Annotated in this window: 8 protein-coding genes; 3 read left to right on the plus strand and 5 right to left on the minus strand. The window is 68.5% G+C overall.

Translation table 11 applies throughout. The features are described from left to right. Positions 1-59 precede the first annotated feature (59 nt). The 5 genes from ACZYZ7_RS15695 to ACZYZ7_RS15715 form a co-directional block, all read right to left on the minus strand. Entirely contained in the window at positions 60-3,260 is a 3,201-nt protein-coding gene (locus ACZYZ7_RS15695) for an arabinosyltransferase domain-containing protein (protein WP_450071433.1), read from the minus strand. Further along, positions 3,257-6,523 (minus strand): arabinosyltransferase domain-containing protein, encoded by a 3,267-nt coding sequence (locus ACZYZ7_RS15700; RefSeq protein ID WP_463741284.1) that lies wholly within the window; start codon positions 6,521-6,523, stop codon positions 3,257-3,259. Before ACZYZ7_RS15700 ends, ACZYZ7_RS15695 begins: the two co-directional genes overlap by 4 nt. A 120-nt stretch (positions 6,524-6,643) precedes the next feature. Then, positions 6,644-9,910, minus strand: coding sequence for an arabinosyltransferase domain-containing protein (locus tag ACZYZ7_RS15705; protein WP_463741285.1), 3,267 nt, complete (start codon positions 9,908-9,910; stop codon positions 6,644-6,646). After that, positions 9,900-11,783: a galactan 5-O-arabinofuranosyltransferase gene (locus ACZYZ7_RS15710; RefSeq protein ID WP_463741286.1), complete on the minus strand. Its 1,884-nt coding sequence runs from the start codon at positions 11,781-11,783 to the stop codon at positions 9,900-9,902. The genes ACZYZ7_RS15705 and ACZYZ7_RS15710 overlap by 11 nt, the downstream gene beginning before the upstream one ends. After that, positions 11,783-12,547 carry a decaprenylphospho-beta-D-erythro-pentofuranosid-2-ulose 2-reductase gene (locus tag ACZYZ7_RS15715; RefSeq protein WP_463741287.1) on the minus strand — a complete coding sequence of 255 codons (765 nt, stop codon included), beginning with the start codon at positions 12,545-12,547 and terminating at the stop codon, positions 11,783-11,785. The genes ACZYZ7_RS15710 and ACZYZ7_RS15715 overlap by 1 nt, the downstream gene beginning before the upstream one ends. Before the next feature lie 148 nt (positions 12,548-12,695). Between ACZYZ7_RS15715 and ACZYZ7_RS15720 the strand changes: the two genes are divergently transcribed. Genes ACZYZ7_RS15720 through ACZYZ7_RS15730 form a run of 3 tightly spaced genes read left to right on the plus strand, consistent with a single transcriptional unit; the run spans position 12,696 to position 14,616 of the window. After that, positions 12,696-13,766: an oxygenase MpaB family protein gene (locus tag ACZYZ7_RS15720; protein WP_463741288.1), complete on the plus strand. Its 1,071-nt coding sequence runs from the start codon at positions 12,696-12,698 to the stop codon at positions 13,764-13,766. Positions 13,767-13,769: 3 nt separating this feature from the next. Continuing rightward, positions 13,770-13,985, plus strand: coding sequence for a hypothetical protein (locus tag ACZYZ7_RS15725; RefSeq protein WP_167858033.1), 216 nt, complete (start codon positions 13,770-13,772; stop codon positions 13,983-13,985). A 10-nt stretch (positions 13,986-13,995) separates the two neighbouring features. Beyond that, on the plus strand, positions 13,996-14,616 hold the full coding sequence (locus ACZYZ7_RS15730; protein ID WP_450071428.1) for a TetR/AcrR family transcriptional regulator: 621 nt from the start codon (positions 13,996-13,998) through the stop codon (positions 14,614-14,616). Positions 14,617-14,619: the final 3 nt, after the last annotated feature.

Here is a 14,619-nt window from a genome sequence, read left to right on the forward strand (position 1 = left end):
ACGGTTTTTCGTTGTCCGCGTGTCACAACTGGCCACTCGACGCCCTACCCCGGTCCGGGCTACGGCTTGATGCGGATCCGGCCCGGCTTGTAGAGCCCGGAATGCGTCGCTGTCCCGAGCTCGACCTCCGCCGGAACCGCGTCGACGATGGTGTCGAACTTGCGCAGCGAACCCCAGTCGCGGCCCCAGTCCTTGTTCAGGTAGGTGGCCATCACGTGCTGGCGCAGCAGCAGGTCACTGATGCCCAGGAGACCGCCGTTGATGCCGTCCTCCCAGGTGTCGGTGTCCTTCATCTTGGCGTTGTAGTCCGGGGTGATCCGGAACTTCGGCACCTCGGTGACACCGTTGGCGTGCAGCATCGGCTGCTGGCACGGGAAGGCCAGGCCCACAGCCCAGTCCATCAGTACCGGCTGTTGTGAGCCGATGTACTCCTGCACGGTCTTGACCTCGGGAACCCGGGGCGGGGTGACAGCGATCCAGTCGCCGAGGCTCAGCGACTCGTCCTCGGCGATGACCCGGACGAACGTGGCGTCCGCCGGAATCTCGCTGCGGTCGAAGCGCAGGTTGCGCCATGACGGGATCGGCCCGAGGTCGTAGGGCGCCACCCGGCCGGCCGGTACCGCGGCCCCGTCGGGGCCTGGCCGTCCGTACTCGAGCTCAACCGTCTGGCCCTCGGTGCGGCCGTTGAAAATGCTGTTGCCGGTGATGGTTCCGGCCGCGGTGACGACGACCAGCGGGTGGGCGGCGTCGGGTGCGGGCAGTTGGTACCAGGCCGAGGCCAGCTTGCTCACCTGCTGTGCCGGGCCCTCGGTGTAGCTGCCGGCCAGCGGAACTCGGGCCGGATCCAGCCCGTAGGGCAGCGGAACGGTCGACCCGTTGATGCCCGGGGTGGTCAGCTTGGCGTCGGCGTTCCAGTCGGCGTCGATGCCCGGCATCGGAACGGTCAACCGAATCGCTTCGGCGACAATATGGTCCGGCACACCGTTCGGGGTGAACCCGGTCGGTGCGGTGCCGCCCAGCGGCCCCAGCGGGCCGTACTCGCCCGGCGCGGGGGTCAGGAACCCGTCGTTGGGGTCGGGTTCGACCAGTACGTCGTCGGCCAGGCCGCAGCCGCCGGCGAACGCGCGGAGGTTCGACGATGCGTTGGAGTAGGTGCCGTCCTGGCGGACGACCCCGTAGAGCATCGAACCGACGAAGACCACCACCATGAACCCGGCCGCGATCGGCACCGGGGCGGCGGTCAGTGCCCGCGCCACCCGGCCCTCGGCCGAGGGCCGCAGGTGGAGCCAGTACGCCCACAACGCGGTGATGGCGAACAGCGCGAAGAAGATGGCGCTCACGGTGATTCCGCCGATTGCGGGCTTGTCGTTGTTGAACGGCACGCCGTAGCTGGACACGTACCACCAGCCGTTGGTGGTGGCGAAACACAGCGCCAGGACGAACAACACCGCGGATGTGAACGCCATCCGGTTGCGCGCCGAGCGGAGCACGACCGGCGACGCCAGCACCGTGACCACCGCGGCCATCGCCGCACCCACCGCGGCGAAGAGGCCGAAGTGGTGCACCCACTTGGTGGGGGTGAACATCAGGCAGAACATGGTGGCGAAGATGATGCCCATCAGCCGCCATACCGGGCCGCGGGCCACGCCGGGAACCCGCTTGCGCCGCAACATGATGAACAGTGAGGCGAACAGGCTCAGCGCGGTGATGATGAAGCCGAACCGGCGGGACAGCGAGCCGTCGACGGTCGGCAGGATCAGGTAGTAGTAGCGCAGGTTCTCGGTGTACCACTCCTGGCTCGGGCCGATTGCGGTACGAATCCTGGTCGCCTCCAGCACTGTTGCCAGCGTCTGGTCGGCGAAGACCACGGTCAGGATCACCGTGCCGGCGGCCAGTAGCGGCAGCACCAGCGGCCAAATGCCGAGCGTGCGGCCACGACGCACGAGGATGCGCAGCAGCGGGCGGCCACCGGCGAGCAGCGCGGCGACGGCGATCAGGCCGGTCGGCTGGATGCCGAGGGTGAAGGCCGCGGAGATGATCGCCATGGCGGCCGGCGTGAGCCGTCCGGAGATGATGGCTCGCTCGATCAGCACGTAGGTGATCAGTGCGCCGGTGGCGATCTGGCCCTCGGGGCGCAGGCCGTTGTTGAACGGCATCCAGGCGGCCATCAGAACCAGGCCCGCGGCCCACAGTGCGGGCTTGGACGCGATCACCGCGGGCCCGAGGCGGGGCAGCACTTCACGCGACAGCAGCAGCCAGCAGACCAACGCGCAGATCAGGTCGGGCAGTCGCATCCAGATGCTGGCGTCGCTGACATGGGTCATCAGGGCCAGCAGGTTGTAGAACCAGCCGAACGGATCCTCGGGGCTGCCGAACCAGCGGAAGTAGTTCGACATGTATCCGGCGTGGTCGGCCACCCGTGCCATCTGCAGGATGTAGCCGTCGTCCGACGAGTTCGCCCCGATCACGTGCCAGGTCAGGAATCCGCCGACCACCACCACGTCGACGGCGCTGAAGGTGCGCCAGCGCGACGGGATCAGGTGGTGCATCCGCCGTCCGTCGAGCCGGTCCAACCGCCACAACGCCACCAGTGCCACCACGGTGGCGGCGATGCCCAGCAGCATCGCCACCAGCTTGAGTGCGGTGGGCTTGGAGGTGAACCGGGTGTCGATCGTGGCCGACAGGGAAAGTCCTTGCGGCGCAGGCCCGCTCAATTCGGTGAAGACGCCGACGACCTGGGGCCGCAGGTTCGGGTCGGGGAAGCCGGTGCGCAGCTCTTTACCGTCGGTGCCGGTGAGGCCGACGAACGTGGCGAAGGTGCCCGCTTCCGACGAGGTGATCTCGATGCGTTCGCAGGCAGGCGAATTCACCTTGTCCCGAGTCACGCTCGCGATCACCACGTTGCGGTCGGTGATGTCGACGCGCTTGCTGTTGACGTTGACGAACAGCGCGTTGAGCGCGGCCTGCCTGCCCTCCTTGGGCGCGGTGCCCAGCACCATGCCGCCCTCGGGCGGCATGGACCGGATCACGTCACAGGGCACCGTCACCGACATGGTGACCGGCGTCTGGGTGATCAGCGGCGCGGTGACGCTGTTCATCTGACCCGCCTGGGGCCAGTTCAGCGTCGCGGTGGTCTGCACCACCGGCAGCAGCGGTGTGGCCACCGCGCACAGGAAGCCGATCAGGCCGGCGATCATCGCGACCCAGCGGGTCACCTGAACGCCCTTGTCGGCGCTGTGTTCACGCAGGGTCACGCTCATGGCAGGGCTCGGATCGGTCCGGGCCGGCTGAAGCCGAACACTCGCTGGGTTCCTTCATCGATGTGGGCGACGGGCGCCTGCCCGGCCGGCACCACCGGGTCGTATTTCTCGATCGAGCCCCAGTCCCGGTACCAGTCGTCACGCAGATACGTCGGAATGGTCGACGTCCGCAGCAGCGCCTGGATGAAGAGGAAGGGGCCACCCTTCTGGGCGGACTGCCACATGTTCGACGACACCACCACTTGCTTGACGTTGGGAAGGATGCGGTACTCCGGCAGCTCGGCCACACCGAGATGTTCGGAGAACGGCCGCTGGCAGGGGAAATTGGCGGCGGTCGCGATGTCCATCAGCACCGGGGTCTGCGCGCCGAGGAACTCACTTGCGGTCTGCAGGGTCGGCACCCGCGGCGGGGTGAAGCCGAACCACTGGTCTTCGGAGAGGTTCGGGTCGTCGGCGACAATCCGCGCCACGTTGGCCTCCGGCGGCGCCCAGGCCAGCGGGAAACGCAGGTTGCGCCAGGCGTATTGGGCGAACACGTCGATCGGTTGCACGGCGTCGAGGGCCTGGAAGCTGCCGTCGGGACGGTGTACACCCCACTGCAGTTTCAGCGACTGCCCGTAGTGGAACTCGTGCTCTTCGTCGTAGTACCAGATGGCGCCTGCCGCGGCGACGGTCACGAGCGGTCGGTCCGCGGTGCGCGGTGGCAGCTGGTACCAGGCCGAGGTGGCCTTGGCGGCGACGGTGTTCTCCTTGTAGCTGCCCATCACCGGGGTGCGGGCCGGGTCCAGGCCGAACGGCAGGTATACCCGGGAACCGTTGGCGCCGACGGGTCCGTAACCGCCGCCGGTGCCCGCCGCGTAGGCGATGCCGACGTTGGGCTTGTTGGGCGATCCGTCGGAGTTCACCGTGCCGGGGTTGGCGACGACGGGCTTCGGCGGTTCGAGGGTGTCGCTGATCCCGTTGGGGGTGAAGCCGACCGGGTTCTCGCCGCCCAGCGGGCCGTACTCGCCGTAGGTCTGGCCCGGAACCGGTTGCAGCATGCCGGCATTGGTGTCGGCTTCGACGAGAACGTCGTCGGCCATGGCGCAACTGTCCGACGACAGACCCGAGGTGAGCGCCGAGACGTTGGCCTTGGCGGTGGTGTAGACGGGGTAGCGCTGGACGAAGCCCTTGGCCATCGACCCGACTTCGAGCACCACCATGATGGTCGCGACCACGAGCAGGGGCGTCGATGCCAGCGCCCGGTTGCGCCGGGTGTTGGCCACCTCGGTGTGCCCGGCGTAGTCGATCCGGAAGTGCAGCCAGCCGGCGAGCACCGCGGTGATGATGGCCAGGGCCAGGAACATGGTGGTGACCGGATGCCCGGCGATCACGGGCTGGCGGTCGAACCAGGGCACGCCGTAGTTGCCGACGTAGAACCAGGCGTTGTTCCCGGATGTGGCCCAGGCGAGTACGAACAGCAGCGCCGTCACGTAGAGGGCGAGGTTGCGTCGGCTGTGCAGGCCCACCAGGGCGAAGGCGAATGCCGTCACCGCGCCGAGCGCGGCGGCCAGCCCGGCGAATGCACCGAACTGCACGGCCCACTTGGTCGGGGTGAAGTGCAGCAGCAGCAGGCCGATCGCCGTGGTGCCGATCAGTCGCCAGACCGGCCCGCTGGCCAGCCCGGGCACCCGGCCCTTGCGCAGCAGGACGGCGATCATGCCGAACAGGCACAGCATCATGGCCAGCACCGCGAACCGGCGGGTCAGGGAGCTGTCGACAGAGTCTTCGACGGTCAGGAAGTAGTAGCGCAGGAATTCCTGGTACCAGGAGATGGTCGGGCCGACGGTGTATTTGATCCGGGCCGATTCGGCAACGCTGGCCAGGGTCTGGTCGCGGAACACGATGACGAATACCAGTGCGGCCGAGCCGGCGAGCGCGGCCAGGGCGGGCAGGGCGATGCGGCGGCTGCGGATGGTACTGACGACGCTGCGCGCGCCGACCAGCAGCGGGGCCACCGCGATGATTCCCTGCGGGGCCAGCGTCACGCTGAGCGCTGCGACGATGATCGCCAGGCAGGTGGGCCACAAACGGTGAGTTCCGATGGTCGTCTCGATGAGCGCCCACACCGCGAGCACGCCGAAGGCGATCAGCGGTTCGGGCCGCAGGCCGTTGTTGAACGGCAGCCAGGCGGCCAGGAACACCGCTCCGGCGGTCCACATGGTGACCTGGTTGCGTGCGACGCGCCGTCCGAGGCGGGGCAGGACCCAGCGGCTGAGCAGCAGCCAGGTGCCGATCGCGGCCAGGGTGGCGGGTACCCGCATCCAGACACCGGCCGTGCTGATCGCTGCGAAGTGGGCGAGCACGGACTGGTACCAGTCGAACGGTGCCTCGGTGGCGCCGAAGTAGCGGAAGTAGTTGGCGGTGTACCCGGCGTCGGCCGATACCCGCGCGATGGTCAGGTTGTAGCCGTCGTCCGATGAGATGGCGCCGATGACGTGCCACAGCAGCAGGCCGCCGATGACGCCGATGTCGGCGATCCAGGTCGAGACCGGAACCTTCACGAAGCGCTGCCAGGCCCCGCCGACCCGGTGGCCTCCACGGCGGTCAAGAACGGCCAGCGCCACGATCGAGGCCACCACGCACAGCACGCCGAGCGTCATCACCAGCAGTTTCAGCGGGGTGGGGGAGGTGATGAACCGGGTGTCGATGTCGACGCGGGCGCTCAGCCCGGGCTGCGGTGCCATCTTCAGATCGGTGAACAGGCCGGCGACCTGAGGCTTCTTCTCCACGGCCCCGGTGCCGGTGGCGCCGGGGATGCCGACGAAGTCGGCGCCCACTCCGCCGACGTTCGCCCACAGGTGCATCGCGCTGCAGCCGCCGGCGTTGATCGCGGCGCGGGGGGCGACGGCCACCACCGAGTCACGGAACGCGACCACCACGGTTTCGGTGTTGGCCCGCACGAACAGCCCGTTGCGGCTGGCGTCGATGCCGGCCGAGGGGATGGTCGAGAACACCAGGCCGCCCTCGGCGGGCAGCGTGGCGATCGCCGAACACGGGATGGACACGTCGAGCGACTGCGGGGCGCCGGACACCAGCGGGGCGGTCACCGAGGTGACGTCTCCCGCGGTATCGGTGCCCTGCGGCCACAGGACGGTCGCAGTGGTCTGTTTGACGGGCAGAAGTGGCACCAGCGCGCACAGCACCACACCCGCGATGCCCGCGACGATGGCGATCAGGCGTGCGATGCCCACAACACGGTCGGTTGGCTCATCGGAAGGCACGAGGCTCGATGTTATGCGACCCGTATGTGAGCCCCGGTTCCAACCGCCGAGTGGCCAGTTATGTCGCGGGATTGCCGCCGCTATGTGACATAACTGGCCACTGAAGGTGGGTAATGCGAACTAGCTGTGCCGCAGCGGCGCCGGGCTCCACAGTCCACTGCGGATCGCGGTGCCCAGGTCAAGACGGGCCGGTCCGGCGTCCGGGTACCACGGCGTGAGCCGTTGCAGCGAGCCCCAGTCCCGGAACCAGTCGTCCCGCAGATAGGTCGGCACGCTCGACGGCCGCAGCAGCAGTTCGGAGATGCCCAGCGGGCCGCCGCCCAGGTAATCCATCACCGGCGAGTTGGCCTCGGCGCCGAAGCGGTCCGGCAGGATCCGCCACTTGGGCACCTCGGTCACGCCGTACTGATGGCCGAAGGGCCGCTGGCACGGGAACGCCAGGCCTACCAGCCAGTCCAGCAGGACCGGGTCCTGCGACCCGACCACGTCCTGCAGGGTGCGCAGCTCCGGAATCCGCGGCGGGGTCACCGCGATCCAGTGCTGGGGGGCCAGGTCGTCGTCGGTGGCGACCAGCCGGATCTGGGTGGCCTCGCGCGGAATGGCGGCCATCGGGGCGCGCAGGTTGCGCCAGGCCGGGGCGGCGCCCACGTCGGCGAATCCGACGCCGCCGCCGGGCTTGTTCTCGGCGGCCTGCGCGTCGGTGGCCCACTGCACCACGACCTCACCCGGATCGAAGCGGCCCGCGGCCGAGACGACCAGCAGCGGTCCGGCCTGATCGCGATCGGGCAGCCGGTACCAGGCCGAGCGCATGACCGCTGGCTGCTGGGTGCCGGCTCGCCAGCTGCCGAGCACCGGGGTGGTGGCCGGGTCGAGCCCGTAGGGCAACCGGGCCCGGGAGCCGTTGATCCCGGCGGCCGCGGTGGTGCCACCCTCGGTACCCACCTCGCTGCCGGTCACGGTGCCCGAGTCGGTGTCGGCGAAGTTGCCTGCGCCGGGCTGCTCCATCACCGGGTCGGCCGAGACGTCCGACGGGATGCCGTTGGGGCCGAATCCCTGCGCGGTGACCGCGCCGAGGGCCTGCCCGGGCGGCTCACTGACCGGTGCCAGCAGGCCGGCGTTCGCGTTCTCCTCGACCATCACGTCGCTGGCCAAGCCGCAGGTCTTGCCGGTGAGCGCCTCCAGGTTGGAGCGTCCCACCGACCAGGCCGGGTACTGGGCGGTCATCGCCAGGGTCAGCGACACCACCTCGAACATCACCACCACCCAGGCGGCGATCGCCAGTGGCGATTGCACGATCCGCTGCCAGCGGTGCTGCGGGCCGTCCGGGGATTCGTCACGGTCGCTGAAATGGAACCAGGCCGCCAACAACAAGGTCAGCACCGACAAGCCCAGCAGCATCGTGGTGAACCCGAAGTGCCACTCGGGGAACGAGTTCGACCAGGGCACCCCGAAGTTGGATACGTACCACCAGCCGTTGACGGTCGCGAACGACAGCGCCGCCACGAACAGCACGAGCGCGGCGAACATCGACCGGTTACGCCGGGACTTCATCGCCACGGCCGTCACCGCGACCGCGGCCAGCGCGCCGAGAGATCCGGCCAGCCCGGCGAACACGCCGAAGTGGTGGGTCCACTTGGTCGGGGTGAACATCATCGCCAGGAACGAGATGATCGTGATGCCGATGATGCGCCGGCTCGGACCGGCGGCGGTGCCTGGGATGCGGCCCTTGCGCAGCGTCATCGCCACCGAAACAGCCAGTGCCACCAGCAGGGTCAGCACCGCGAAGCGTCGCGCCACCGAACCGTCCGGGCTGCTGGTGAACAACCGCGAGTAGCGGATGTGCTCGTCGAACCAGGCCAGGCTGGGGCCGACGGCGGATTTGAAGGTGCTGGCCTGCAGCTCACCGGCCAGGGTCTGGTCACGGAAGATCAGGATGATCGTCACGGTGCAGGCGGCCAGGATCGGGGCCAGCAGCGGGAGATGCCCGAAGCGTGAGGTATGCCGGGCCACAATGGTTTTCAGTGGTCCCACGGCGACCAGCAGGGCGCCGATGGCGGCGATGCCGGTGGGCCCGGAGAACAGGGTCAGCGCGCCGATGACGATCGCGACGGCCACCGGCAGCATCCGGTTGGTGGCCACGCCACGTTCCACCGAGCACCAGGTCAGCAGGATGCCGAGGGCGATGATCGGTTCGGGGCGCAGGCCGTTGTTGAGCGGCAGCCAGAACGCCAGGAACATGCCTGCGGCCGTCCAGGCGGCCGCGCGGTTGGTCTTGACGGCGCGACCGAGTCGCGGGAGTACCTCACGGCTGATCACCCACCAGCAGGCGAGCGCCATCACCAGGGTGGGCAACCGCATCCAGACGCTGTTGGTGGAGACGTGGGCCCACAGTGCGAGCAGGTCGTAGTACCAGCCGAACGGGGCCTCGGGGGTGCCGAACCAGCGGTAGTAGTTGGCCATGTAGCCGGCGTGTTCGGACACCCGCGCCATGGTCAGGATGTAGCCGTCGTCGGAGGTGTTGGCCCCGACGAAGTGCCACCACACCAGCACGGCCGTGACCAGTCCGTCCAACGGTGTCATCGACCACCAGCGGGGCGGCAGGAACCGCCGGTGCCGGACGCCGTCGGCGGTGTCGAGGCGGTGCAGCGCGGCCAGCGCGATCGCGGTCATCGCGACGCCGATGATGATCGCCAGCATCTTGAGCAGCGTCGGGGCGCTGCTGTAGCGGGAGTCGATGGTGGCCGAGAACTTCAGGCCCTCGGGTGCCGGGCCGGACAGGTCGGTGAAGACGCCGACGATCTGCGGCCGGAAGTCGTAGCCGCCCCGCTCACCGCGCAGGGGCGCGGCGGGGTGGTCGGCGGTGGCGCTGGCATCACCCTGGGTGAGCCCGACGAATTCGCCGGTCACCTTGTCGGCGTGTGCGGTGAATGTCAGGGACTGGCAGGCCGGGCTGAGTACCGCGTCCAACGGGGCGCTGACCACCGGAGTGTTGCGCACGATGACCAGCAGGTCGTTGTTCACCCGCTCGATGAGCAGGCCGCGGTCGATGGCCTTGGGTGCCTGCTTGGGAACCGTGGAGAGCAGGACGGTGCGGCCCCGGTTCTCCGGCCCGGCCAGTCCTGCGGCGGCCTGGCACGGCACGGTGATGGTCAGATCGGTGGCGACGTACCCGATCAGCGGGGCGTTGATGCTCTGCCAGGTGCCGTTCTGCGGCCAGTTCAGCTGGGCCGTGGTCTGCTTGACCGGTAGCAGCGGTGTCGCCACCGCCATCAGTACGCCGAGCAGACCGGCGACGATCGCGATGAGCCGCGCCGTCCGGTGGTTGCTGCCGGCGGTTCCTTGCGGTCCCGTCACGGGCTCTGATGCTATCGGCGTATCAGTGGCCATCGGGAATGGGCTTTCTGATCGCCAGGACGAATGGGCCGATGTCAGTCACCTCGAAACGTGGATCTTTGAACAGTGCCGCGTCGAGCGCCACGTGGTAGCGGCGCACGTTCGGCTGGTTGGGGTAGACGTCGGAGGCCAGGCGCAGCGTGTAGGTGTCGTTCGCGCCGTGGCGCATCAGGAACACGGTCGGCGCCTTCCAAGGCATTTCGTCAAGAGCCTTCACGAACTGGTCGGGCTTGCTCAACGTGGCCCAGCCCTCGATGGCCCTGGCGCGTTTGTCGAACTCGGCCAGCGGGTTGGCGTAGTGCGACGTCAGCCCCTGGAACCCGTAGTAGGGGTAGAAGGACAGGAAGCTGTAGTCGGCGGTCAGCACGACGGTCTGGTTGCGCGGCACCCCGGTGATCTCGGCGATCTTGGCGTCGATCTCGCGGTAGTAGCGCTCGGCCCCGGGTGCCCGGCGGTCGGCCCGCTGGCCGCTGCCGTCGGTGTCTGTGTAGGCCACGTTGATGTCGGGGCGCAGTACGTCGGGGATGTCCTGACTGAACGTGATGCCGCCGATCGCGCCGACGGTGGCCGCCGCCGCGACGACGCGACGTGCGGTCTCCGGCTGGTAACGCCTGGCTGCGAGACGGGCCAGGCCCTGTGCCGATTCGATGAACCCGAACGCCCCGGCGGTGGTGAGCAGCACGGTCAGTGTGGGCTGCAACCGGAAGGACAGCAGCGTGGTGCCGGCGAGTGTGGTCAGCATCGACAGCAGCGACCAGGCGTAGACGGCGAGCACCGCGACGGCCAGTGCGCCGGCCCGCGTCGAGCTGCGCGCCCGGACCACCAACCACAGCGTGCCGAGCATGCAGAGCGCGCCGAGCAGCGTGAAGCTCAGCATCGGGAAGGTCAGCTGGGCGCCGGCGTCGGGCAGGTAGTGCTGGGCGGTGCCCTTCTCGGCGGGTGTTCCGCGCAGCGCGGCCAGCAGGTACGGGGCCCAGGTGAGCAGGGCGATCGCGCCGGCGATCACCGCGATGACGATGCCTCGCAGCAGCGGGTCGAAGCGTCGGCGCGCCACGACCAGCACCAGTCCCATGATGGCGAGCGTGAATGCGCAGTAGAGGAAGAGCAGGGTGTAGAGCAGCGCGGTCATCCCGAGGAAGATCCCGACGCCGACGACGGCGGCCCAGCCTCCGTTACGGGTCTGGCCGCGCAGGCCCGACCAGGCCAGCACGAACACCGGCGGCAACAGCACGGTGATGATCGCGGCGTACGGTTCGGTGGAGGCGTAGGCCAGCATGGCCGCGGTGCTCGCGGTGGTCACGATCAGCGCGGACTCGAAGCGAATCATGGTCGCCCACAACACGAATGCGAGTGCCACCGCGATGGTGATCGAGACGATCGACCAGGGCTTGAACATCTCCCAGGCCGGGGTGTCGGTGGCCGCGGCGATGCGCCCGCCCATCCAGAACCAGCCGGCCGGGTAATACGGCGGAAGCCCGAAGTAGGTCATGTCGTGCAGGCCCGGGGCGTCGGCCAGCCGGGTCAGGTACTCGGTGCGGAACTGCTGGTCGACCGAGACCCCGAACAGATAGAGCTTGGTGGCGCCCAGCGGCATCGCCAGGGTGACCACCGAGAACGCGGACAGGAAGATCAGCGCGGCCAGCCGGGCCAGGGTGCGCCGGCCCCGGCGCCAGATCAGGCCCGCGGCGAAGATTCCGGCCAGGGCGCCGACCTGGCCCACCGTGGTGAGCGCATGCAGCTGGTTGGACGTGTTGTAGGCCGGCCACTGGACCTGGGCGATCGCGGCGATCGACACCCCGGCCACCGCCGAGGCGAGCATCAGGGCGACCACCATGTGTCCGATGACCCTGGCCGGACGCGCCTGCATCAGATGGGAAGCTTGCGGAAGATGGGCCGCGGGATGTGCCGCAGAACCATCATCACGTACCGGAACGCCCCCGGCGCCCAGACCAGCTCCTTGCCCTTGGCCGACGCGGTGACGGCCAGTTCGGCGACGTATTCCTTGTCGACGGTCAGCGGGGCTTCCTTGACGTGGGCGCTCATCCGCGTGCGCACCTGTCCGGGCCGGATCACCAGCACCCGCACGCCGAACTCGCGCAGTGCCTCGCCGAGGCCGAGGTAGAACCCGTCGAGTCCGGCCTTGGTGGAGCCGTAGACGAAGTTGGACCGGCGCACCCGCTCGCCGGCGGCCGAGCTCATCGCGATGATCCGGCCGTAGCCCTGTGCCCGCATCTTCTCGCCGACCAGGACGCCGACCGAAACGGCTGCGGTGTAATTGATTTCGGCGATCTGCACGGCCTTGCGCTGGTTCTGCCACAGCTCTTCGGCGTCACCGAGGAGGCCGAACGCGACGATCGCGACATCCACGTCGCCGGAGGCGAACGCCTTGTCGATCACGTCGGGGTGGCTGGCCGTGTCGATCGCATCGAAGTCGATGACTTCCACCGAACTGGCGCCGGCCGTGCGCAGCTGGGCCACGGCGTCGTCGCGGCCCGGATCGCCGGGCAGGGCGGCCAGCACGATGCGGGCAGAGGCGTCGCGCAGATAGCGCTCACAGATCGCCAGCCCGATCTCTGAAGTGCCGCCGAGCAGCAGAATCGTCTGGGGGTTACCTACGGCGTCGAACACCATCTAGCGCAGCTCCAAGCCTCGGGGGACATCGTGACGAGGGTACCGTGCGGTTTCCTTCGAAAATTCGAGCAATCCGGGCGCAGGGTCTTGACCGCATTTCCTACACGACGTAGCTTTTTTCTACATCGTGTAGGAAACGGGGGAGATCATGACGATCCGGGACTGGCTGACGTTGCCCGAGACGGAGCCGGGGGAGGACTACGGGTTCTTCGGCCCCGATTCGGTGACATGGAAGGTGTGGAGTTACCCGACCTCGCTGTCGATCGGGTTCCAGCGGGCCGTCGTCATCGAAGAACTCGACCCCGCGCTCGTCGCGGCGGTCGACAAGACCCACGAGATCTACTCGCGGCCCCGTACCCGGTACGACCGGACGCTGCGCTACTTCGCCATGGTGGCGTTCGACGACAGTCGCTCCACCACGAAGGCCGCCGACGTCCTGGTCAAGATCCATTCCAAGGCCATCGGCACCGACCCGGTCACCGGAAAGACCTACGACGCCAACAACCCGGACTCGCAGCTGTGGATCCACCTGACCGCATGGCATTCCATCCTGGTGGCCTATGAGAAATACGGCCCGGGCCGGCTGTCACCCGAAGAGGAGCTGCAGTACTGGCGGGAATGCGCGATCGCCGCCGAACTTCAGACCTGCGATCCGTCCGACGTTCCCCTGACCCGCGAGGGCATCCGCGAGTATTTCGAAAAGATGCGGCCCCACCTCATCGGCTCGGACATCGCCCGCCAGGCCATGCATCACCTGCTGGGCGCCGAGGTGATGTTGCCCAAGATGCCACTGCTGCTGCGTCCGGGCACCAGGGTGATCACCGCGTTCCTGCGCCGCGGCACCCTGGCGACGATGCCGCGCTGGATGCGACAGATGGCCGGGCTCAACACATCCCGGCTTCTCGACGCGCTGGTGGTGCCGCCCCTGAGTGCCGCATTCACGGTGATCGCCATGAGCACACGGCTCGAGCTGATCCTGCTGCGCCTGCTGTCCCCGGCGACCCTGCCGATCGGCGCGCGGGTCCTGCTGTCCGTTCCGCCAAAGGACCCGGTCACCACGACCCCGCGCGAGGCCCAGCGTCGTTACGGCTACGCGGCACCGAGCCAGGCGCACTTCGAGTTTCGGGAGAAGCAGGCGGTCCGCGTGTTCGGTGAAGGTCTCGCACCGAGTGACGAGGGCATCGTCGAGTCCCAGCCGATTCTCGGTGGGATCGGATAGCTCGTGATCAAGAATCTCCTCGACTACCGGTTGAGCATCCGGCAACTCGTCTACCTCGCGATCGTGGTGGGGGCCCCGTACCTCGTGATCGGCATGATCTGGGCCCTCACCCACAGCGATCACATCGCCGGGCTCACGGGTCTCGACAAGCTGTTCTCGCTGCTGGGCGAGATCGTCGCGTGGCCGGTGCTGATCATCGCTAATGTCACGCTGACATGAGTGAAGCGAAGTGAACGAAGCCGCAACTGCCAACCGGACCCGCGCCGAGCATCTGGGCCCGGACCGGCGCCGGCCGCAGGTCCTCGACACCGCGTTGGAGATCGCCGCGCAACAGGGCCTGGCCGATGTGACGATGGGAGCCATCGCAAGCCGTTTGGGGGTCACCCGGCCGGTGGTCTACGCCTGCTACCCCGGGCGTGGGGAAGTGCTTGCCGCACTGTTGGATCGGGAAACCAACCAGGTGCTGGCCAGCCTTTTCGAACTGCTGCCGCCGCAGCGCACGGGTTCCATCGAGCAACTGTTCGTCGACGGGTTCCGCGCGCTGCACAGCACCGTGCGCGAGCGCCCCGCCTCATGGCGCATCATGTTCGGGGCGGATCCTGACCCGGTGCTGACCGCGGCCATCGTGCGTGGCCGGGACCGTCTCCGCGGCCAACTCGCGACCGTGATGCGCCCACTGCTGCAACGGTGGCAGGTCGCGGATCTCGACGCCGCACTGCCGATGCTGGTCGAGGTGTTCCTGGCGATCTGCGAGGCGGCGGTCCGCAAGATGCTCGCCGACGACGACGAACCGCTGGTGGCGGAGACCTTCGGCAAGGCTGCCTATCGCGCCATGCGGGCAAAAGCCTAGCGA

It is taken from the genome of Mycobacterium sp. IDUB_17 (assembly GCF_055419465.1).

Bases quoted from the DNA above. Each gene is read 5' to 3' on its own strand.
- ACZYZ7_RS15710 (WP_463741286.1), bottom strand. From the start codon at position 11,783: ATGCAGGCGCGTCCGGCCAGGGTCATCGGACACATGGTGGTCGCCCTG.
- ACZYZ7_RS15695 (WP_450071433.1), bottom strand. From the start codon at position 3,260: ATGAGCGTGACCCTGCGTGAACACAGCGCCGACAAGGGCGTTCAGGTG.
- ACZYZ7_RS15715 (WP_463741287.1), bottom strand. From the start codon at position 12,547: ATGGTGTTCGACGCCGTAGGTAACCCCCAGACGATTCTGCTGCTCGGC.
- ACZYZ7_RS15720 (WP_463741288.1), top strand. From the start codon at position 12,696: ATGACGATCCGGGACTGGCTGACGTTGCCCGAGACGGAGCCGGGGGAG.
- ACZYZ7_RS15705 (WP_463741285.1), bottom strand. From the start codon at position 9,910: ATGGCCACTGATACGCCGATAGCATCAGAGCCCGTGACGGGACCGCAA.